Here is a 20,488-nt window from a genome sequence, read left to right on the forward strand (position 1 = left end):
CGTGAACAGACGGGACAAGAGGGCGAGGACGACAGTGAGCGCACCCACCAAGCCACAATCACCCCGGCCGCCTGACGCGGCCGGCGTCGCCACCGACGCGGTGAAACCGGCCGCAAACACGCCGGCGACCGCACCGAAACGCGTTGGGCCCGAGCAACTTACCGGGGCCCAGTCGGTGATTCGGGCGCTGGAGGAACTCGACGTCGAAGTGATCTTCGGGATTCCCGGCGGCGCCGTGCTGCCGGTGTACGACCCGCTGTTCGACTCGAAAAAGCTGCGCCACGTGCTCGTTCGTCACGAGCAGGGTGCCGGTCACGCCGCCAGCGGATACGCGCACGCCACCGGCAAGGTCGGCGTGTGCATGGCGACGTCGGGTCCGGGCGCCACCAACCTGGTCACCCCGCTGGCCGACGCCCAGATGGACTCGATCCCCGTCGTCGCCATCACCGGGCAGGTCGGGCGCGGCCTGATCGGCACCGACGCCTTCCAGGAGGCCGACATCTCGGGCATCACGATGCCGATCACCAAGCACAACTTTCTGGTGCGGTCGGGCGACGAGATTCCACGGGTGATCGCCGAGGCGTTCCACATCGCGCGCTCGGGACGCCCGGGCGCGGTGCTCGTCGACATCCCCAAGGACGTGCTGCAGGGCCAGTGCACTTTCAGCTGGCCGCCCCGCATGGACCTGCCCGGCTACAAGCCGAACACCAAGCCGCACAACCGGCAGATCCGCGAGGCCGCCAAGCTGATCGCGACCGCGCGCAAACCGGTGCTCTACGTCGGGGGCGGGGTCATCCGCGGCGAGGCGACCGAGCAGCTGCGCGAACTGGCCGACCTGACCGGCATCCCCGTGGTCACCACGCTGATGGCCCGCGGCGCGTTCCCGGACAGCCATCCGCAGAACCTGGGCATGCCCGGCATGCACGGCACGGTGGCCGCGGTGGCGGCGCTGCAGCGCAGCGACCTGCTGATCGCGTTGGGCACCCGGTTCGACGACCGGGTGACCGGAAAGCTGGACTCGTTCGCCCCGGAGGCGAAGGTCATCCACGCCGACATCGACCCGGCCGAGATCGGCAAGAACCGGCACGCCGACGTGCCGATCGTCGGCGACGTCAAGGCCGTCATCACCGAGCTCATCGCGATGCTGCGCCACCACGACGTGCCCAAAGACCTCGAGCTGACCGACTGGTGGGCGTATCTGCGCAGCGTCCAGTCCACCTACCCGCTGAGCTACGGCCCGCAGAGCGACGGCAGCCTGAGCCCCGAGTACGTGATCGAGAAGCTCGGCGAGATCGCCGGCCCGGATGCCGTCTACGTCGCCGGGGTGGGTCAGCACCAGATGTGGGCCGCGCAGTTCATCTCCTACGAGAAGCCGCGCACCTGGCTGAATTCCGGCGGGCTGGGCACCATGGGGTTCGCCATCCCGGCGGCCATGGGCGCCAAGATCGCCCGCCCGGACGCCGAGGTGTGGGCGATCGACGGGGACGGCTGCTTCCAGATGACCAACCAGGAGCTGGCCACCTGCGCGATCGAGGGCGCACCGATCAAGGTGGCGCTGATCAACAACGGCAACCTGGGCATGGTGCGCCAGTGGCAGACGCTGTTCTACCAGGAGCGTTACTCGCAGACCGACCTGGCCACCCACTCGCACCGGATCCCCGACTTCGTGAAGCTGGCCGAGGCGCTGGGGTGCGTCGGATTGCGTTGCGAGCGCGAGGAAGACGTGGTCGACGTGATTCAGGCGGCCCGGGCGATCAACGACCGCCCCGTGGTGATCGACTTCATCGTCGGCGCCGACGCGCAGGTGTGGCCGATGGTGGCCGCGGGCACCAGCAACGACGAGATCCAGGCCGCGCGCGGCATTCGCCCGCTGTTCGACGACGAGACCGAAGGGCACGCCTGATGCACGCGAAAACGCACACCCTGTCGGTGCTGGTCGAGGACAAACCCGGTGTGCTCGCCCGGGTGGCGGCGCTGTTCTCCCGGCGGGGCTTCAACATCGAGTCGCTGGCCGTCGGCGCGACCGAGCAGAAGGACATGTCGCGGATGACCATCGTGGTCTCCGCCGAGGAGACTCCGCTCGAGCAGATCACCAAGCAGCTCAACAAGCTGATCAACGTGATCAAGATCATCGAGCAGGACGAGGACGGCTCGGTGTCCCGTGAGCTGGCGATGATCAAGGTGCGGGCCGACGCCGGCACCCGCAGCCAGGTGATCGAGGCGGTGAACCTGTTCCGCGCCAAGGTGATTGACGTGTCACCGGAATCGCTGACCATCGAGGCCACCGGTGACCGCGGCAAGATCGAGGCGTTCCTGCGCGTGCTGGAGCCCTTCGGCATCCGCGAGATCGCGCAATCCGGAATGGTGTCGCTGTCGCGCGGTCCGCGCGGCATCGGCACCGCCAAGTAGCAGACCCCTGGAACAAGCAAGGAGATATTCAATCGTGGCATTAGAGATGTTCTACGACGACGACGCGGACCTGACGATCATCCAGGGCCGCAAGGTCGGCGTCATCGGATACGGCAGCCAGGGGCACGCGCACTCGCTGAGCCTGCGCGACTCCGGCGTGCAGGTGCGCGTCGGGCTCAAGGAGGGCTCGAAGTCGCGGGCCAAGGTCCAAGAGCAGGGCCTGGACGTCGACACGCCGGCCGAGGTCGCCAAGTGGGCCGACGTCATCATGCTGCTGGCCCCCGACACCGCCCAGGCCGACATCTTCAAAAACGACATCGAGCCCAACCTGAAGGCCGGCGACGCCTTGTTTTTCGGCCACGGGCTCAACATCCACTTCGACCTGATCAAGCCCCCCGCCGACGTCACCGTGGCGATGGTCGCCCCCAAGGGGCCCGGCCACCTGGTGCGCCGCCAGTTCGTCGACGGCAAGGGTGTGCCGTGCCTGATCGCCGTCGACCAGGACCCGACGGGGCAGGGCGAGGCGCTGGCGCTGTCCTACGCGAAGGCCATCGGCGGCACCCGGGCCGGCGTCATCAAGACCACCTTCAAGGACGAGACCGAAACCGATCTGTTCGGTGAGCAGGCCGTGTTGTGCGGTGGCACAGAGGAATTGGTGAAGGCGGGCTTCGACATCATGGTCGAGGCGGGCTATCCGCCGGAGATGGCGTACTTCGAGGTGCTGCACGAGCTCAAGCTGATCGTCGACCTGATGTACGAGGGCGGCATCGCCCGGATGAACTACTCGGTGTCCGACACCGCGGAGTTCGGCGGGTACCTGTCGGGCCCGCGCGTCATCGACGAGGGCACCAGGGATCGGATGCGGGAGATCCTGCGCGAGATTCAGGACGGCACCTTCACCCGCAAGCTCGTCGCCAACGTCGAGGGCGGCAACAAGGAACTCGAGCAGTTGCGCAAGCAGAACGCCGAGCACCCGATCGAGGTCGTCGGCAAGCGGTTGCGCGACCTGATGAGCTGGGTGGACCGCCCGATCACGGAAACGGCATAGGGATCGGCTGCGCCGAAACGTAAACCTTTGCGACCGTTTTCGGCGTGTCGTCGCAAACGTTTACGTGTCGCGGAGCCGGTCGGCGACAGCCACCACCCGGCGGGCCAAGTGGTCCAGCGCGTTGTTGGTCGCCTCGTCGAACTCGTGGATGTTGTCGTGGGTGGCCACCAGGCTCACCCCGTACGGGTTGCCGTCGACGAACTTGACCGGATCGGTGTATCCCGGCGGCACGATGATGCCGCCGAAATGCATCAGGGTGACGTAGAGGGCCACCAGGGTGGTCTCCTGGCCGCCGTGCAGCGTGTTCGACGACGTGAAGCCCGCATAGACCTTGTCGGCGAGCTTGCCTTCGGCCCACAGCCCGCCCAGCGAGTCGAGGAAGGCGCGCAATTGCGCGGCGGGCGAACCGAAGCGGGTCGGCGAGCCGAAGATCACCGCGTCGGCCCACACGATGTCGTCGCCGGTGGCCGCCGGGAGGCCCTTGGTGGCTTCGTAATTCGCGGTCCACGCCGGGTTGTGCGCGAACGAACCCGGGTCCTGGGTTTCGGCGACGTGGCGCAGCCGCACCTCCGCCCCCGCGGCCTCGGCCGCCGCGGCGACGCGCCGGGCCATCGCGGTGCCGTGACCGGTGGCCGAGTAGTAGATGATCGCGAGTTTGGTCATGGGGTCAGCGTAGGCATGTCGAGCCCGAATTCGCGGCGCAGCAACGTGCGCGCGGCGTAGTAACCGGACATGCCGTGCACGCCGCCGCCGGGCGGGGTTGCCGCCGAGCACAGGTACACCTTGGGAATGGGTGTGCTCCATGGGTTTATCCGCGGCGTCGGGCCGGCGATCGCGCGCCGGGCGGAGTTGCCGCCCATCCCGATGTCGCCGCCGACGTAGTTGGCGTTGTGGTCGGACATCCGGGCGGCGGGTACGGCGCGCGCGGCCAGCACGATGTCGCGGAAGCCAGGCGCGAACCGCTCGACGGCGGCGGTGACGGCCTCGGTCGCGTCGAGGGTGGAGCCCGACGGCACGTGGGCGTAGGTCCAGAACGGGCGGCGGCCCGCGAGGTCGATGCGGTCGGGGTCGGCGATGTGCGGCGACGCGGCCAGCACCATCGGCCACCGCGCGTGGCGCCCGGCGGCGATGTCGGCCTCGGCCTGTGCCATCTGCTCGCGGGTGCCGCCGAGATGCAGGGTCGGCGCCCGCGCCAGCCGCGGGTCCGACCACGGGATGTCCTCGCTGAGCACGAAATCGACCTTGGCGACCCCGGGTCCGAACGTGTAGTGGCGCAACGCCGTGGCGTAGCGGTCCGGAAGTGCGTCACCGTAGATCCGCAGCAGGGCGGTGGGTGCGGTGTCGAACGCGACGACCCCCTCTGGCGGCCCGGTGACTTCGACACCGGCCGTGAGTTCGCCGCCGTGCGCGCGCAGGTCGGCGATCAGCGCATCGGTGATCGCCTGGCTGCCGCCGACGGGGATCGGCCAGCCGACCGAATGGGCGAGCGTAGCCAGCATGAGGCCGGCGCCGGCGGCCGTCAGCGACGGCATCCGCGAAATCACATGCGCGGCAACGCCGGTGAACAACGCGCGGGCGTCCGGCCCGGCCAGCGACCCCCAGGCGGGCGTCCCCTGCGCCACCATCCGCAGTCCGAGCCGCAACGCCGACGGCAAAGAGCGCGGCACCGAACGCTTGTCGCCCAACAGCAACCCCACGACGTCTTCGGAGCGCTCGACCAGTGGGCCCAGCAGCCGCCGCCAGGACGCGCCGCGCTCCAGCTCCGCGCAGGTGCGCCCGAGATCGCGGTAGGCGATCGCGGCCGGGCGGCCGGGCAGCGGGTTGGCGTAGGAGATCTCCGGGACCGCCAGCCGCACGCCGCGCGCGGGCAGGTCGAACGCCGCGAAGAACGGCGACGCCAGCGCCAGCGGGTGAACCGCCGAGCACACGTCGTGTGAAACTTCTGGGAATCCGATGTCAGCCGCCGTGCGCGCGCCGCCTCCGAAGGTCGGCTGGGCCTCGACGACGTGCACTTTCAGCCCCGCGCGGGCGCAGATGACGGCCGCGGTGAGCCCGTTGGGTCCGCTCCCGACGATGGTCACGTGCGAGGTCACGTCCACCGGTCAATTACAGCCGATAGGCTGGCCGCGTGAATCTGCCTGTGGTACTCATTGCCGACAAACTCGCCGAATCAACCGTCGCCGCCCTGGGGGACCAGGTGGAGGTGCGCTGGGTCGACGGGCCCGACCGGCCGAAGCTGCTGGCGGCCGTGCCCGAGGCCGACGCGCTGCTGGTGCGCTCGGCCACCACGGTCGACGCCGAGGTGCTGGCCGCCGCCCCCAAGCTGAAGATCGTCGCCCGCGCCGGCGTCGGGCTGGACAACGTCGACGTGGACGCCGCGACCGAGCGCGGCGTGCTGGTGGTCAACGCCCCGACGTCGAACATCCACAGCGCCGCCGAACACGCGTTGGCGCTGCTCCTGTCCGCGGCGCGGCAGATCCCGGCGGCCGACGCCACGCTGCGGGAGCACACGTGGAAACGGTCGAAATTTTCGGGCACCGAGATCTTCGGCAAGACCGTCGGTGTCGTCGGGCTGGGGCGGATCGGCCAGCTGTTCGCCCAGCGGATAGCGGCCTTCGGCACCCACGTGGTCGCCTACGACCCGTACGTGCCGCCGGCCCGGGCCGCGCAGCTCGGCATCGAGTTGCTGCCCCTGGACGACCTGCTGGCCCGCGCCGACTTCATCTCGGTGCACCTGCCGAAGACACCGGAGACCGCGGGCCTGATCGACAAGGAGGCGCTGGCGAAGACCAAGCCGGGCGTCATCATCGTCAACGCGGCGCGCGGCGGCCTGGTGGACGAGGCGGCGCTGGCCGAGGCCATCGGCAGCGGGCACGTTCGGGCCGCCGGCCTCGACGTGTTCTCGACCGAACCCTGCACCGACAGCCCGCTTTTCGAGCTCCCGCAGGTGGTGGTCACACCGCACCTGGGCGCGTCCACCGCCGAGGCCCAGGACCGAGCCGGCACCGACGTGGCCGAAAGCGTGCGGCTGGCGCTGGCCGGTGAGTTCGTGCCCGACGCGGTCAACGTCGGCGGCGGCGTGGTCAACGAGGAGGTGGCGCCCTGGCTGGACCTGGCGCGCAAGCTCGGCGTGCTGGTCGCCACCCTGTCCGACGGGCCGCCGGTGTCGCTGTCGGTGCAGGTGCGCGGCGAGCTGGCTTCCGAAGACGTTGAGGTGCTGAAGCTTTCGGCCCTGCGCGGGCTGTTCTCGGCCGTCGTCGAGGGGCCGGTCACGTTCGTCAACGCGCCGGCGCTCGCCGCCGAACGCGGCGTTTCCGCCGAGATCGCGACGGCGTCGGAAAGCCCCAACTATCGAAGCGTGGTCGATGTGCGGGCCGTGACCCACGACGGTTCGGCCGTCAACGTCGCCGGCACGCTCGCCGGGCCGCAGCAGGTGCAGAAGATCGTGCAGATCAACGGTCGCCACTTCGATCTGCGCGCCGAAGGCACCAACCTGATCGTGCACTACGTCGACCAGCCGGGCGCGCTCGGCAAGATCGGCACCCTGCTGGGCGGCGCCGGGGTGAACATCCATGCGGCCCAGCTGTCCGAGGACGCCGAGGGTCCGTTCGCGACGATCCTGCTGCGCCTCGACCAGGACGTGCCCGAGGATGTGCGGGCGGCGATCGCGGCCGCGGTGAGCGCCAAGAAGCTCGAGGTGGTTGACCTCTCGTGAGGCGAGCCGGCGACGATGCGGAACGAAGCGAGGACAAGGAGCGGCGCCGATGAGGTTGGCGGTGATCGGCGGCGACGGGATCGGGCCGGAGGTGGTGGCCGAGGCCGTCAAGGTCCTTGACGCCGTGGTGCCGGGCGTGGCGAAGACGAGCTACGACCTCGGCGCGCGCCGTTTCCACGCCACCGGCGAGCTGCTGCCGGACTCGGTGCTCGCCGAATTGCGCGAGCACGACGCCATCCTGCTCGGCGCGGTCGGCGATCCGTCGGTGCCCAGCGGCGTGCTGGAGCGAGGTTTGTTGCTGCGCTTGCGGTTCGAACTGGATCACCACGTGAACCTGCGACCGGGCCGGCTCTACCCGGGGGTGAGCAGCCCGCTCGCGGGGAACCCAGAGATCGACTTCGTCGTCGTCCGCGAGGGCACCGAGGGGCCCTATACCGGTAACGGCGGTGCGATCCGCGCCGGAACGCCCCACGAAGTGGCCACCGAGGTCAGCCTGAACACCGCGTTCGGCGTGCGCCGCGTGGTGCAGTACGCGTTCCAGCGGGCGATGCAGCGGCGCAAACACGTGACGCTGGTGCACAAGAACAACGTGCTGACGTTCGCGGGCAAGCTGTGGTCGCGGATCGTCGCCGAGGTCGCCGACGAGTATCCCGACGTCGAGGTGGCGTACCAACACGTCGACGCGGCCACCATCTTCATGGTCACCGACCCCGGCCGCTTCGACGTGATCGTCACCGACAACCTGTTCGGCGACATCATCACCGACCTGTCCGCGGCGGTGTGCGGCGGAATTGGCTTGGCCGCCAGTGGAAACATCGACGCCACCCGGTCCAATCCCTCGATGTTCGAGCCGGTGCACGGCAGCGCACCTGACATCGCCGGTCAGGGCATCGCGGACCCGACCGCGGCGATCATGTCGGTGGCGCTGCTGCTCGCCCATCTCGGCGAGGACGAGGCCGCCGCCCGGGTGGACCGTGCGGTCGAGCATCACCTGGCGACTCGCGGGACGGAACGGCTCGCCACCAGCGCCGTCGGCGAACGGATCGCCGCCGCGCTTTAGTGGCGACCGCGAGCGCGGCGTAGCCGGGGGAAGCGGGTCGCCCTCGGTGCTTTAGTGGCGACCGCGAGCGCGGCGTGGCCGGGGGAAGCGGGTCGCCCTCGGTGCTTTAGTGGCGACCGCGAATGGCAGTTTCCACAGGGCTGACACCGGCCGCGGTAGCGCGGAAAACGACCATTAGGCTCAGGCAAATGCGCCTTGGTCGAATCGCCAGTCCGGACGGTGTCGCCTTCGTCAGCATCGAGGGCGAACTCGACAATCCCGCCGGCATGGTCGCGCGGGAGATCGCCGAGCACCCCTTCGGCACGCCGAACTTCACCGGTCGCTCCTGGCCGCTGGCCGACGTGCGACTGCTGGCGCCGATACTGGCCGGCAAGGTGGTTTGCGTCGGCAAGAACTACGCCGACCACATCGCGGAGATGGCCGGTTTCGCAACCGGCCCCGCTGCGGAGGATCCGATCATCTTCCTCAAACCCAACACCGCGATCATCGGACCCAATGCGCCGATTCGGTTGCCCGCCAACGCCTCACCCGTGCACTTCGAGGGCGAGCTGGCCGCGGTGATCGGCCGGCCGTGCAAGGACGTCACGGCCGCCCAGGCCGCCGACAACATCCTCGGCTACACGGCCGCCAACGACGTCTCGGCGCGCGACCAACAAAAGGCGGACGGCCAATGGACCCGCGCCAAGGGCCATGACACCTTCTGCCCGGTCGGACCGTGGATCGTCACCGATGTCGATCCGGCGGACCTCGAATTGCGCACCGAGGTCAACGGCGAGGTGAAACAACACAGCCGGACCTCGCTGATGATCCACGACGTCGGCGCGATCGTGGAGTGGATCTCGGCCGTGATGACCCTGCTGCCGGGCGATCTGATCCTCACCGGAACCCCGGCGGGCGTCGGCCCCATCGAGGACGGAGACACGGTCTCGGTCACCATCGAGGGCATCGGAAGCCTCGTCAATCCCGTTGTGCGAAAAGGAAAGTCGTGACAGTACGCGTCCGGTTCTGCCCGTCGCCGACCGGCACCCCACACGTGGGGATGGTCCGCACCGCGCTGTTCAACTGGGCGTACGCCCGACACACGGGCGGCACCTTCGTCTTTCGTATCGAGGACACCGACGCGCAGCGCGACACCGAGGAAAGCTACCTGGCGCTGCTCGACGCGCTGCGCTGGCTCGGCCTCGACTGGGACGAGGGGCCCGAGGTCGGCGGGCCTTACGGCCCGTACCGGCAGTCGCAGCGCAGCGAGATCTATCGCGACGTGGTGGCCAGGCTGCTCGAGTCCGGACAGGCCTACTACGCGTTCTCGACGCCGGAGGAGGTCGAGGCGCGCCACATCGCGGCGGGCCGCAATCCCAAGCTGGGCTACGACAACTTCGACCGGCAGCTGACCGACTCGCAGCGCGCGGCGTATCTGGCCGAGGGACGTCAGCCGGTGGTGCGGCTGCGCATGCCCGACGAAGACGTCGGCTGGGACGACCTGGTGCGCGGGCCGACGACCTTCGCGGCGGGCACCGTGCCCGATTTCGCACTGACCCGCGCCAGTGGAGAACCGTTGTACACCTTGGTGAACCCGGTCGACGACGCGCTGATGAAGATCACCCACGTGCTGCGCGGCGAGGACCTGCTGCCCTCGACGCCGCGGCAGCTGGCGCTGTATCAGGCGCTGATCCGGATCGGCATCGCCGAACAAACCCCGCAATTCGCGCACTTGCCAACGGTATTGGGGGAGGGCACCAAGAAGCTCTCCAAGCGCGACCCGCAGTCGAATCTGTTCGCGCACCGCGACCGGGGCTTCATCCCCGAGGGTTTGCTCAATTACCTTGCGCTGCTGGGCTGGGCGATCGCCGATGATCACGACCTGTTCAGCCTCGACGAGATGGTGGCCGCTTTCGACGTCGTCGACGTCAATTCCAACCCGGCCCGCTTCGACCAGAAGAAGGCCGACGCCCTGAACGCCGAACACATCCGGATGCTGGACGCCGGCGACTTCGCCACCAGGCTGCGGGACTTCTTCGCTGTGCACGGCCACGACACCGGGCTCGACGAGGCCGGATTCGCCGTGGCCGCCGAGCTGGTGCAGACCCGCATCGTCGTCCTCGGCGACGCGTGGGATCTGCTGAAGTTCCTCAACGACGACGAGTACGCGATCGATCCGAAGGCCGCCGGCAAGGAGCTCGGCCCGGACGCCGTCACGGTGCTGGACGCGGCCCTGGCCGCGCTGGACGGCGTGGCGGACTGGACGACCGGCGAAATCGAGGCCGCCCTCAAGGCCGCGCTCATCGAGGGTCTGGGCCTCAAACCACGCAAGGCGTTCGGTCCGATCCGGGTCGCGGCGACGGGAACGACGATCAGCCCGCCGTTGTTCGAATCCCTGGAGCTGCTGGGCCGCGACCGCAGCCTGGCGCGGTTACGGGCCGCGCGCGACGATGCGGTCTGAGTTTTTGGTAGTCTGCACTGCGGTTCACAAAGGCCGCTACGGCTGGCCACACCGGCTGCAGGACACTGCAGAACCGTTGTGACCAGCGGTTTTAGGCCGCCAATGGGGTATGGTGTAATTGGCAACACAGCTGATTCTGGTTCAGCCATTCTAGGTTCGAGTCCTGGTACCCCAGCAAGGTCGCTGCACGATCAGCGATTAGGTGCGCCTTCCCGGGTGAGCTATGCTGGCAGCTCGGATCGGTTCTGGCCCCGTCGTCTAGCGGCCTAGGACGCCGCCCTCTCACGGCGGTAGCGTGGGTTCGAATCCCATCGGGGCTACAACACGTTTTACTGGCCGGTCCGCAGCGCGGCCGGCGCCGTCGATCCCCCCACCGGCATGGGCGGCAACCCGAGCTTGCGGTGATCCCACGAGCGGGCGCGGCGGCCCACGATGCGCACGCAGACCCGCTTGTTCATCATCTGCTCGACGAAGGGCTTCATGTCGTCGGTGTAGGGGCCGGTGTAGCGCTCGAACACGCTGACCCCGACCCGGTGCGCGACGTCCGGATCGTCGACGATCTCGGCGACGCCCTCGAAGGACACCCCGCGCAGCGTGTCGTAGGTGTCGCCGTCCTCGATCAGAAAGCTCACGCGCGGGTCGCGGGTCAGGTTGACCGCCTTCTGCGACTTGGCCTTGGTCTCGAGCCAGATCTCGCCGTCGACGACGGCGTACCACATCGCGGTCAGGTGCGGCTGGCCGTCGGGACCGACGGTGGCCAGCGTGCCGGTGCGGCTCTTCACGACGAAATCGGCGATCTCGTCCTCCGACATGACGATGCTCGCGCGCTGATTCGTTCCCATGGCGGTCAGTGTGTCAGGTCCGCTGCGGCTCCTCGCGAGCAGACGCAAAAGCTCCGTTTTCGTCGGCGTGTCGGGGGCTTTTGTGTCTGCTCGCCGCGCAACTAGAGCCGGTGGGCGAGCGCTTCCGCGGCGGCCAGCAGATCGGCGGCCCAGCGCGCTCCCGGGCGCCGGCCGATCCGGTCTATGGGCCCGGACACCGAGATGGCCGCGACGACGGCGCCGCGGTTGTCGCGAACCGGCGCCGACACGCTGGCCACGCCGGGCTCGCGCTCGGCCACGCTCTGCGCCCAACCGCGCCGGCGCACGTCGGCCAACGCACGGTCGTTGAATTTGGCCGCGGGCAGGACCGCCTTCTGGGTGGCGGCGTCGGCGTAGGCCAGGAGCACTTTGGCCCCGGAGCCGGCCGTCATCGGTAGCCGCGCCCCGACCGGAACCGTATCGCGAAGACCCGCAGCCGGTTCCAGGGCGGCCACGCAGACCCGCGAGGTGCCCTCGCGGCGATACAGCTGGACGCTCTCGCCGGTGGTCTCGCGCAACGCGGGCAGCACCGCCGCGCTCGCTGCCAGCAGCGGGTCGCTGACCCGGGCGGCCAGCTCGGCGACCGCCGGACCCAGCCGCCACCGCCCCGCGTCGTCGCGCGCCAGCAGCCGATGGACTTCCAGGGCGGCGGCGAGCCGGTAGGCGGTGGCCCTGGGCAACCCCGTTCGCTCGCACAGTTCGGCCAGCCCGCAGGGGGATTCCGCGATCGTGTGCAGCACGACCACCGCTTTGTCGAGGACGCCGATCCCGCTATGCTGTCTCATAAGGAGATATTAGCGTCTCATATTGTGAGATGTCAGCGAGAGACCGAAGAGGGGCAATTCGAGATGGGATCCGACAATCCGCGCACCCTGGCCGAAAAGGTCTGGGACGACCACGTTGTGGTGAGGGGGGACGACACCGAACAGGGGGACGCTCCAGACCTGATCTACATCGATCTGCATCTGGTGCACGAGGTGACCAGCCCGCAGGCCTTCGACGGTCTCCGCCTGGCCGGCCGGCGGGTGCGACGCCCGGACCTGACGCTGGCCACCGAGGACCACAACGTGCCCACCGTCGACATCGACAAGCCGATCGCCGACCCGGTGTCGCGCACGCAGGTCGAGGCGTTGCGCCACAACTGCGCGGAATTCGGCGTGCCGCTCTACCCGATGGGCGACATCGAGCAGGGCATCGTGCATGTGGTCGGTCCGCAACTGGGTCTCACCCAACCGGGCATGACGATCGTCTGTGGCGACAGTCACACGTCGACGCACGGCGCATTTGGCGCGCTGGCCATGGGGATTGGCACCTCGGAGGTCGAGCACGTGCTGGCCACCCAGACCTTGCCGCTGCGGCCTTTCAAGACGATGGCGGTCAACGTCGACGGCCCGCTGCCCCCCGGCGTGACAGCCAAGGACATCATCCTTGCGCTGATCGCGAAGATCGGCACCGGCGGCGGGCAGGGCCACGTCATCGAATACCGCGGCAGCGCCATCGAATCGCTGTCGATGGAAGGCCGGATGACGGTCTGCAACATGAGCATCGAGGCCGGCGCCCGGGCGGGCATGGTGGCGCCGGACGAGACCACGTACGACTTTCTGCGCGGACGCCCGCACGCGCCCGTCGGCGCGGGGTGGGATGCCGCCGTCGAGTACTGGGAGCAGCTGCGCACCGATCCCGGCGCCGTGTTCGACACCGAGGTCTATCTGGACGCGGCCTCGCTGAGCCCGTTCGTCACGTGGGGGACGAATCCCGGCCAGGGAGTGCCGCTGGACGCGGTCGTGCCGGACCCCGAACTGATGGCCGACGACGCCGAGCGCCAGGCCGCGGAGAAAGCCTTGGCGTACATGGACCTTCGACCGGGCACGCCGATGCGCGACATCGGCGTCGACGCCGTGTTCGTCGGCTCTTGTACCAATGGTCGTATCGAAGATCTGCGCGCGGTGGCCGACGTCTTGCGCGGGCGCAAGGTCGCCGACGGGGTGCGGATGCTGGTCGTGCCCGGCTCGATGCGGGTGCGCGCTCAGGCCGAGGCGGAGGGGCTGGGCGAGATCTTCACCGCCGCGGGCGCCGAATGGCGTCAGGCCGGATGCTCGATGTGCCTGGGCATGAACCCCGATCAGCTTTCGCCGGGGGAGCGGTGCGCCGCGACGTCCAACCGCAACTTCGAAGGGCGGCAGGGCAAAGGCGGCCGCACCCATCTGGTGTCGCCGGCCGTCGCGGCCGCAACCGCGGTGCGGGGCAGGCTGTCCGCACCGGCCGACCTGAACTCCAACTGACTTCGAATCGAGGACGAAATATGGAAGCCTTTCGCACCCACACGGGCATCGGCGTGCCGCTGCGGCGGTCCAATGTCGACACCGACCAGATCATTCCCGCCGCGTTTTTGAAGCGCGTTACCCGAACCGGTTTCGAGGACGGCCTGTTCGCCACGTGGCGCTCGGATCCCTCATTCGTGCTCAATCTCAGCCCCTTTGACCGCGGCTCGGTTCTGGTCGCCGGGCCCGATTTCGGCACCGGTTCGTCGCGCGAGCACGCGGTGTGGGCGCTGATGGACTACGGGTTCCGGGTGGTCATCTCGTCTCGATTCGGTGACATTTTCCGGGGCAACGCCGGCAAGGCCGGCCTGCTGGCCGCCGAAGTTTCCGCCGACGGCGTGGAACTGCTTTGGAAGCTCATCGAGCAGAGTCCGGGCTTGGAAATCACTGCCAATCTTCAAGATCGAAATATCACCGCAGGAACAACGGTGCTGCCGTTCACGATTGACGACTACACGGCCTACCGACTGCTCGAGGGCCTCGACGATATAGCCCTTACGCTGCGGAAACTCGACGACATCGAGGCGTTCGAGGCCGCGCGGCCGGAGTACAAACCGCGCACTTCGACCGCGTCTTGAAAGGTCGATCGGGACGGCTTTTCTTCTCGGCCGGCTAAGTAAACCGGCCGATTTCGCGGCCCGGCCACCGGTCAAGGGCGGCAACCGGATTGCGAAAATTTTCGTTGTTAGCTCGGCGAAATTGCGCGTGGCTCTTGGAAATTTGCTGGGTGAGGGTTTACCGTGTTCGCTAGTCGGTTCAAACGAGGACCACTGGCTTCGGAGGGTATGGATGAACAAGGCAGAGCTCATAGATGAGCTCACACGGAAATTGAAGACGGATCGGCGGCAGGCGACCGAGGCCGTCGAGAATGTCGTCGACACCATTGTGCGCGCGGTGCACAAGGGCGACAGCGTCACCATTACCGGCTTCGGTGTGTTCGAACAGCGGCGGCGTGCGGCGCGGGTGGCCCGCAATCCGCGTACCGGCGAGACGGTAAAGGTAAAGCCGACATCGGTCCCCGCGTTCCGGCCCGGTGCTCAATTCAAAGCGGTTGTCTCTGGCGCACAGCGCCTCCCGGCGGAAGGACCAGCAGTGAAGCGTGGTGTTGTGGCCGGCGCCGCGGCCAAGAAGGCGGCGAAGAAGGCTCCGGCCAAGAAGGCCGCGAGCAAGGCTCCGGCCAAGAAGGCCGCGGCCAAGAAGGCTCCGGCCAAGAAGGTCGCCGCCAAGAAGGCTCCGGCCAAGAAGGCAGTGACCAAGGCCCCGGCCAAGAAGGCCGCAACCAAGGCCCCGGCCAAGAAGGCCGCAACGAAGGCCGTCGCCAAAAAGGCTCCGGCCAAGAAGGCCGCGACCAAGGCTCCGGCCAAGAAGGCGGCATCAAAGAGGCCGGCCAGCAAGGCTCCTGCCAAGAAGGCTCCGGCGCGGCGCGGCCGCCGCTAGGAATTCGCATACGCGGATACCCTTCGGGATGGCAGCGCTGCCACCCGGAGGGTATCCGCGTGTCAGGCCCGCACGTTGGCGGCCAACGCGCCGCCGATGTGGTCCGCCGACACCAGCCGGCCGCCTGATAGCGACAGCACCCACGTGCTGCCCTTGTGGTTGCGGGATTTATCCGCTCGCACGCCGTCGCGTTCGCACCACCAGTCGATCAGGTCCGGAATCACCTTGCCCTGCGTGCAGATCACCGGGGTGCCGCCCTCCTCGGCGATGCCCAGCATCCGCTGGCGGGCGCGCTTGGGGTTCTTGGCGTAGGCCTCCTCGGTGAGCGCCGGCTCGTTGTGCACGGTGACACCGAGCTCCTGTGCGAGCGGTTCCACCGTCTGATGGCAGCGCAGCCGGTCCGCCGCATACACGTCGGAGGCGCCGAAGGCGAGCAGTTGGGGAACCAGAGCCTCGGCCTGCGCGCGTCCCCTCTTGTCCAGCGGTCGCTTGGTGTCGTCGCCGGAAAAGCGTGACTTCCTGCCGGCCGTGCCATGACGGACCACGAGTACCGTTTGCGTGTCGGCGGGATGTTTCGCGAAGTGGCGCAACATCTTTCGGTCGTGCGGGTAGCTGAGCCTGTCCTTGGCTTCGGCGACGGGCAGCCACACCAGTTCGTCGACCTCGCTGCCCGGGGTGAACTCGCCGCCGGTGCTGCGCGCCGCCCAGTAGTGAACCTTCTTGACGCCCTGCTCGATCGGGTAGCTCACCATGTCCAGCCGCCTGCCGAGCACGGCGCCGTGGCCCGTCTCCTCGAATATCTCCCGCACCGCCGCCACGGGCTCCGTCTCGCCGGGATCGACTTTGCCCTTGGGCAGCGACCAGTCGTCGTAACGGGGGCGATGGATGACGGCGACCTCGAGGCCGGGGTTGCTCGAATCCGTCGGTCGCCACAGCACCGCGCCCGCGGCGTGCACGACCCGACTGCCCGAGCGCCGACTGCCGGACGAGGTCTGGGCTGGCAACTCAACTCCTGCAGGTCAATTCGGCGACGGCGCGCCGGCCATGGGCGCGACCAGGAAAGCTACCACATGGCCTCAGGCGCTCCGGTGCAGCTCCATCAGCGACTCCTGATGGTCGCGCACCGTGTGACCATCCTGCGGCGACGCGGTCCACTGCCCGTCGGTGCCCAGCTCCCAGCACCGGGTGGACGGGTTCAAGGCGGATTCGAACAGGTCGTCCAGGTAGGCCGTGAGCCTCGGGTCCTTCACTTGAACCAGCGCCTCGACGCGCCGGTCGAGGTTGCGGTGCATCATGTCCGCGCTGCCGATCCAGAACTCGTTGATGCGGGCGAAATGCATGATCCGCGAGTGCTCCAGGAACCTGCCGAGTATCGAACGGACCGAGATGTTCTCCGAAAAGCCCTCCGTGCCAGGGCGCAGCGCGCAGATGCCGCGCACCACGATCTCGACGCGCACGCCGGCGCGCGACGCGCGATACAGCGCGTCGATCACCTGCTCGTCGACCAGAGCGTTCATCTTCATCCGGATCCTGCCCCCGCCGCTTTCGCCGTGCGCGGCGATCTCGCGCTCGACGCGCTCGATGATGCCGGTGCGGATGCTGTGCGGCGCCACCAACAGGTTGCGGTAGGACACCTTCCGCGAGTAGCCGGTGAGCGAATTGAACAGGTCGGTCAGATCGGCGCCGATCTCCGGGGAAGCCGTGAGCAGACCGACGTCCTCGTACAGCCGCGCCGTCTTGCCGTTGTAATTGCCGGTCCCGATGTGGCAGTACCGCCGGATCGTCGAGCCTTCGCGGCGCACCACAAGGCAGGTCTTGCAATGCGTCTTCAGCCCGACGTACCCGTACACCACGTGCACGCCCGCCTGCTCAAGTGTGCGCGCCCAACGGATGTTGGCCTGCTCGTCGAAGCGGGCCTTGATCTCCACCATCGCCACCACCTGCTTTCCGGCCTCGGCGGCGGCGATGAGAGCGCGAACGATCGGCGAGTCGCCGGAGGTGCGATACAGCGTCTGCTTGATCGCAAGGACATTGGGGTCGGCGGCGGCCTGCTCGATGAATCGCTGCACGCTGGTGGAGAACGACTCATACGGATGATGAAGCAGCACATCGCCTTCGCGCAGCGTGGCGAAGATGCTCCGCGGTGTTTCGCGGTCGGCGAAGGCGGGGCTGGTGGCCGGGACGAAGGCCGGGTCTTTGAGCGCCGGCCGGTCCAATCCGTAGACCTGCCACAACGACGAAAGGTCGAGTAATCCGGGCACTTCGATGACGTCACCGGGATTCACGTCGAGTTCGCGCAGCAGCAGTTCCAGCATGCTCTCGGTCATGTCGTCGGCGATCTCGAGCCGAACCGGCGAACCGAACCGGCGGCGCGCCAACTCTCGCTCCAGCGCCTGCAGCAGGTCTTCGTCACGGTCCTCTTCGACCTCGTAATCCGCGTTGCGGGTGATGCGGAACGCGTGATGCTGCACGATCTCCATGCCCGGGAACAGCACCGGGAGGAAGGCGGCGATCAGCTCCTCCATCGGCAGGAAGCGGACGACGGCGGGCCCGTCGGCTCCGTCGGTGTCGCCGCGGGTTTCGAGTTCGACGAAGCGATCGACGTTGTTGGGCACCTTGACCCGGGCGAAGTGCTGGCCGCCGTCCTCGGGCTGGCGCACCATGACCGCCAGGTTCAGGCTCAGCCCGCTGACGAACGGGAAGGGGTGGGCGGGGTCGACGGCCAGCGGCGTGAGGACCGGGAAGACCTGCTCGTTGAAATACGTCGACAGTTGGTCGCGCTCATCGGAATCCAGATCGGCCCACGTGACGATGTGGATGCCCTCCGCGGCGAGGGCCGGTTCGACCGAATCGAGGAACACGCGCGCGTGCCGGGTCGCGATCCGCTGCGTCTGCTCGCCGATGAGGGCCAGTTGCTCGCGCGGCGTCAGACCGTCGGCCGAGCGCACGGAAAGTCCCATCTCGTCGCGGCGCTTGAGGCCGGCGACCCGGACCATGTAGAACTCGTCGAGGTTCGACGCGAAGATCGCCAAGAACTTCGCGCGCTCGAGCAGCGGCAGCGAGTTGTCGTCCGCCAGCGCGAGCACGCGCGCGTTGAAGTCCAGCCAGCTCAGTTCCCGGTTGAGATAGCGGTCCTCCGGTAGCGCGTCGTCGATCGCCGCCGGGGTTGCGGCGGGCGGTGCGCCGACAGCCGGGCCGTCGGGCTGCCATACGGGTTCTTCGAGGCGCGCCTCGGCTTCGATTTCGGTCACCCTGCGATCATTGCTCATTCCCGCTGGTGCTGCTAGCGCCCGGGGGACATCCATTCGCCGTTGTCGCGCAGTTCACCGGCTGTACAGGTTTGCTGTTGCGGGGTCGTCGTCAGTGCTGCGCGACGGCCCGGGCCGTCGCGGACCCGACCCCGAGGCGACGGGCGGCCGCCAAGTCGGCGGGCGTGTCGACGTCGCAGCGCAGACCCGGCCACGCGCCGGTCAGCTCTATCGCGCCCGAACGCCGGTGCCGCGCGCAGGAATCCGGGCCGAACTGCGGATCGAGCGCGGCCCCGAACGCGCACAGTGCGGCCGTTCCCGTCGCCAACCGGTCGGCGACGAAGCTGCGCCGGTGGTGGCGCGCGGCGGCGATCGCCTCGGCGAGCTCCTGGCTCTGCAACGCCGGCAAATCTCCTTGCAGCACAACGACATTGGTGAAGGCCCCGGCCACCGCCCGTTCGGCGGTGGCGATCGCGGTGTTCAACGGGTCGCTGTTGTTTTCGGGAGTCGGATCGTCCAGCACACCGGCGCCCAGGTCGGCGGCGGCGGCGGCCGCGGCCTCGTCGGGCGTGATGACGGTGATCGAGCCCAGCGCGGCCACGGCGGAGGCGGCGGTCAGTGTGTCGATCAACATGGCCAGCACCACCTTCTCCCGGGTCCGCGCCGAGAACACCGGCGCCAGCCTGGTCTTGGCGGCGGCCAACCGCTTGACGGCGATGATCAACGCCACGTCACCGGCGCCGTTGCCCGCGCCATCGGCCCGTGTGCCGCTCATCCCGCCATCCTGCCAGCGCCGCCGCGGCGGCCCGGCGCCACGGTAGCGTGACGTCACATTCTTCTTTGAGACAGACGGGCTTCTTTCAGACAGACGGGGTGGTCGATGGCCGGTTCGGAGCGCGCCGTTGCGGTGATGGGCGCCGGCGCCTGGGGTACGGCACTGGCCAAGGTGCTTGCCGACGCCGCGGGAACGGCAGCCGAAGTCAAATTATGGGCGCGGCGATCCGAAGTGGCCGACGAGATCAACGCCTCCCGGTACAACCAGGCCTATCTGCCCGGGACCCTGTTGCCGCCGGGCATCCGCGCCACGACGGACGCGGGCGAGGCCCTGGCCGGTGTGACGACAGTGCTGCTGGCGGTTCCGGCGCAGACGATGCGGAGCAACCTCGAGCGGTGGGCGCCCCTGGTGGCCGACGGCGCCACCCTGGTCAGCCTGGCCAAGGGCATCGAGCTGGGCACGCTGATGCGGATGAGCCAGGTGATCGTTTCGGTGACCGGCGTGGACCCGACCCAGGTCGCGGTCATCTCCGGACCGAACCTCGCCAGCGAGATCGCCGAATGCCAGCCCACCGCCACGGTCGTCGCGTGCAGCGACTCCGGCCGCGCGGTCGCCGTGCAGCGGATGCTGAACAGCGGGTACTTCCGCCCGTATACCAACAGCGACGTGGTAGGCACCGAGATCGGCGGGGCGTGCAAGAACGTCATCGCGCTGGCGTGCGGGATGGCGGCCGGCGTCGGGCTCGGCGAAAACACCGCGGCCGCGATCATCACGCGGGGCCTGGCGGAGATCATCCGCCTGGGAATCGCCCTCGGCGCCAAGGGCGCGACGCTGGCCGGGCTGGCCGGCGTCGGTGACCTGGTGGCCACGTGCACGTCGCCGCGGTCGCGCAACCGCTCCTTCGGCGAGGCCCTGGGCCGCGGCGGGACCGTGGAGTCCGCCACGGAGGCAGGCCACGGGCACGTCGTCGAGGGGGTGACGTCGTGCGAGGCGGTGCTGGCGCTGGCGTCCAGTTACGACGTCGAGATGCCGCTCACCGACGCCGTGCACCGGGTGTGCCACAAGGGCCTGTCGGTCGACGAGGCGATGGCGCTGCTGCTGGGCCGCAGCACCAAGCCCGAATGACCAAACCGCAGGTCGCGGCCCGCCACCCGCCCCCGGGCGCCCTCAACCGG

Annotated in this window: 18 protein-coding genes and 2 tRNA genes; 13 read left to right on the forward strand and 7 right to left on the reverse strand. The window is 68.7% G+C overall.

The features are described 5' to 3' along the window. Positions 1-100 precede the first annotated feature (100 nt). The 3 genes from A5705_RS06480 to ilvC are packed head-to-tail and all read left to right on the forward strand — an operon-like array spanning position 101 to position 3,457. Entirely contained in the window at positions 101-1,903 is a 1,803-nt protein-coding gene (locus A5705_RS06480) for an acetolactate synthase large subunit (RefSeq protein WP_231982379.1), read from the forward strand. Then, positions 1,903-2,409 carry an acetolactate synthase small subunit gene (ilvN, locus tag A5705_RS06485; protein ID WP_067880175.1) on the forward strand — a complete coding sequence of 169 codons (507 nt, stop codon included), beginning with the start codon at positions 1,903-1,905 and terminating at the stop codon, positions 2,407-2,409. Before A5705_RS06480 ends, ilvN begins: the two co-directional genes overlap by 1 nt. Before the next feature lie 46 nt (positions 2,410-2,455). Further along, entirely contained in the window at positions 2,456-3,457 is a 1,002-nt protein-coding gene (ilvC, locus tag A5705_RS06490; RefSeq protein WP_082956329.1) for a ketol-acid reductoisomerase, read from the forward strand. A 60-nt stretch (positions 3,458-3,517) separates the two neighbouring features. Here the strand turns inward: ilvC and wrbA are convergent, their stop codons facing one another. After that, complete coding sequence (gene wrbA / locus A5705_RS06495) at positions 3,518-4,120, reverse strand: NAD(P)H:quinone oxidoreductase (protein WP_067880181.1); 603 nt, start codon at positions 4,118-4,120, stop codon at positions 3,518-3,520. Further along, positions 4,117-5,538: an NAD(P)/FAD-dependent oxidoreductase gene (locus A5705_RS06500; RefSeq protein ID WP_068276491.1), complete on the reverse strand. Its 1,422-nt coding sequence runs from the start codon at positions 5,536-5,538 to the stop codon at positions 4,117-4,119. The genes wrbA and A5705_RS06500 overlap by 4 nt, the downstream gene beginning before the upstream one ends. A 47-nt stretch (positions 5,539-5,585) precedes the next feature. Here A5705_RS06500 and serA point away from each other — a divergent pair, with 47 nt between their 5' ends. The 6 genes from serA (at position 5,586) to A5705_RS06530 (ending at position 10,992) form a co-directional block, all read left to right on the forward strand. Then, positions 5,586-7,172, forward strand: a complete 1,587-nt coding sequence (serA, locus tag A5705_RS06505; RefSeq protein ID WP_067880184.1) for a phosphoglycerate dehydrogenase — start codon at positions 5,586-5,588, stop codon at positions 7,170-7,172. Between the two features lie 49 nt (positions 7,173-7,221). Then, positions 7,222-8,232 carry a 3-isopropylmalate dehydrogenase gene (locus A5705_RS06510; RefSeq protein ID WP_067880186.1) on the forward strand — a complete coding sequence of 337 codons (1,011 nt, stop codon included), beginning with the start codon at positions 7,222-7,224 and terminating at the stop codon, positions 8,230-8,232. A 188-nt stretch (positions 8,233-8,420) separates the two neighbouring features. Next, positions 8,421-9,221 (forward strand): fumarylacetoacetate hydrolase family protein, encoded by an 801-nt coding sequence (locus A5705_RS06515; protein ID WP_068276290.1) that lies wholly within the window; start codon positions 8,421-8,423, stop codon positions 9,219-9,221. Continuing rightward, on the forward strand, positions 9,218-10,672 hold the full coding sequence (gltX, locus tag A5705_RS06520; RefSeq protein ID WP_082956330.1) for a glutamate--tRNA ligase: 1,455 nt from the start codon (positions 9,218-9,220) through the stop codon (positions 10,670-10,672). The genes A5705_RS06515 and gltX overlap by 4 nt, the downstream gene beginning before the upstream one ends. 103 nt (positions 10,673-10,775) lie before the next feature. Beyond that, positions 10,776-10,847 (forward strand) — tRNA-Gln (locus A5705_RS06525). 72 nt (positions 10,848-10,919) lie between these two features. Then, a tRNA-Glu gene (locus A5705_RS06530) sits at positions 10,920-10,992 on the forward strand. Between the two features lie 9 nt (positions 10,993-11,001). Here the strand turns inward: A5705_RS06530 and A5705_RS06535 are convergent. Beyond that, positions 11,002-11,514, reverse strand: a complete 513-nt coding sequence (locus A5705_RS06535; protein WP_068276297.1) for a pyridoxamine 5'-phosphate oxidase family protein — start codon at positions 11,512-11,514, stop codon at positions 11,002-11,004. A 101-nt stretch (positions 11,515-11,615) separates the two neighbouring features. Then, complete coding sequence (locus A5705_RS06540; protein WP_068276300.1) at positions 11,616-12,317, reverse strand: IclR family transcriptional regulator; 702 nt, start codon at positions 12,315-12,317, stop codon at positions 11,616-11,618. A gap of 63 nt (positions 12,318-12,380) precedes the next feature. On the opposite strand from A5705_RS06540, the gene leuC reads away from it, so the two are divergent. From leuC to A5705_RS06555, 3 genes are all read left to right on the forward strand, one after another. Continuing rightward, positions 12,381-13,814 (forward strand): 3-isopropylmalate dehydratase large subunit, encoded by a 1,434-nt coding sequence (gene leuC / locus A5705_RS06545; protein WP_068276304.1) that lies wholly within the window; start codon positions 12,381-12,383, stop codon positions 13,812-13,814. Positions 13,815-13,834: 20 nt separating this feature from the next. Beyond that, positions 13,835-14,431: a 3-isopropylmalate dehydratase small subunit gene (gene leuD / locus A5705_RS06550; protein WP_067880204.1), complete on the forward strand. Its 597-nt coding sequence runs from the start codon at positions 13,835-13,837 to the stop codon at positions 14,429-14,431. Between the two features lie 211 nt (positions 14,432-14,642). Then, complete coding sequence (locus A5705_RS06555; RefSeq protein WP_068276307.1) at positions 14,643-15,290, forward strand: HU family DNA-binding protein; 648 nt, start codon at positions 14,643-14,645, stop codon at positions 15,288-15,290. Positions 15,291-15,352: 62 nt separating this feature from the next. Here A5705_RS06555 and A5705_RS06560 read toward each other — a convergent pair whose 3' ends face one another. From A5705_RS06560 to cofC, 3 genes are all read right to left on the reverse strand, one after another. Beyond that, positions 15,353-16,294 carry an NUDIX hydrolase gene (locus A5705_RS06560; RefSeq protein ID WP_067880210.1) on the reverse strand — a complete coding sequence of 314 codons (942 nt, stop codon included), beginning with the start codon at positions 16,292-16,294 and terminating at the stop codon, positions 15,353-15,355. A 72-nt stretch (positions 16,295-16,366) separates the two neighbouring features. Then, entirely contained in the window at positions 16,367-18,595 is a 2,229-nt protein-coding gene (locus A5705_RS06565) for an RNA degradosome polyphosphate kinase (RefSeq protein WP_067880213.1), read from the reverse strand. A gap of 55 nt (positions 18,596-18,650) precedes the next feature. Continuing rightward, positions 18,651-19,313, reverse strand: coding sequence for a 2-phospho-L-lactate guanylyltransferase (gene cofC / locus A5705_RS06570; RefSeq protein ID WP_067880216.1), 663 nt, complete (start codon positions 19,311-19,313; stop codon positions 18,651-18,653). Between the two features lie 105 nt (positions 19,314-19,418). Between cofC and A5705_RS06575 the strand changes: the two genes are divergently transcribed. Beyond that, positions 19,419-20,438, forward strand: a complete 1,020-nt coding sequence (locus A5705_RS06575; RefSeq protein WP_067880219.1) for an NAD(P)H-dependent glycerol-3-phosphate dehydrogenase — start codon at positions 19,419-19,421, stop codon at positions 20,436-20,438. The last annotated feature ends 50 nt before the right edge of the window (positions 20,439-20,488 follow it).

It is taken from the genome of Mycobacterium sp. E787, from assembly GCF_001668725.1.
GTDB lineage: Bacteria > Actinomycetota > Actinomycetes > Mycobacteriales > Mycobacteriaceae > Mycobacterium.

What these genes read in the sequence shown, in the direction of transcription:
- ilvN (WP_067880175.1), top strand. Translation starts at nt 1,903, where the DNA reads ATGCACGCGAAAACGCACACCCTGTCGGTGCTGGTCGAGGACAAACCC.
- ilvC (WP_082956329.1), top strand. Translation starts at nt 2,456, where the DNA reads ATGTTCTACGACGACGACGCGGACCTGACGATCATCCAGGGCCGCAAG.
- wrbA (WP_067880181.1), bottom strand. Translation starts at nt 4,120, where the DNA reads ATGACCAAACTCGCGATCATCTACTACTCGGCCACCGGTCACGGCACC.
- A5705_RS06510 (WP_067880186.1), top strand. Translation starts at nt 7,222, where the DNA reads ATGAGGTTGGCGGTGATCGGCGGCGACGGGATCGGGCCGGAGGTGGTG.
- A5705_RS06515 (WP_068276290.1), top strand. Translation starts at nt 8,421, where the DNA reads ATGCGCCTTGGTCGAATCGCCAGTCCGGACGGTGTCGCCTTCGTCAGC.
- A5705_RS06535 (WP_068276297.1), bottom strand. Translation starts at nt 11,514, where the DNA reads ATGGGAACGAATCAGCGCGCGAGCATCGTCATGTCGGAGGACGAGATC.
- A5705_RS06540 (WP_068276300.1), bottom strand. Translation starts at nt 12,317, where the DNA reads ATGAGACAGCATAGCGGGATCGGCGTCCTCGACAAAGCGGTGGTCGTG.
- leuC (WP_068276304.1), top strand. Translation starts at nt 12,381, where the DNA reads ATGGGATCCGACAATCCGCGCACCCTGGCCGAAAAGGTCTGGGACGAC.
- leuD (WP_067880204.1), top strand. Translation starts at nt 13,835, where the DNA reads ATGGAAGCCTTTCGCACCCACACGGGCATCGGCGTGCCGCTGCGGCGG.
- A5705_RS06555 (WP_068276307.1), top strand. Translation starts at nt 14,643, where the DNA reads ATGAACAAGGCAGAGCTCATAGATGAGCTCACACGGAAATTGAAGACG.
- A5705_RS06565 (WP_067880213.1), bottom strand. Translation starts at nt 18,595, where the DNA reads ATGGATGTCCCCCGGGCGCTAGCAGCACCAGCGGGAATGAGCAATGAT.
- cofC (WP_067880216.1), bottom strand. Translation starts at nt 19,313, where the DNA reads ATGAGCGGCACACGGGCCGATGGCGCGGGCAACGGCGCCGGTGACGTG.
- A5705_RS06575 (WP_067880219.1), top strand. Translation starts at nt 19,419, where the DNA reads ATGGCCGGTTCGGAGCGCGCCGTTGCGGTGATGGGCGCCGGCGCCTGG.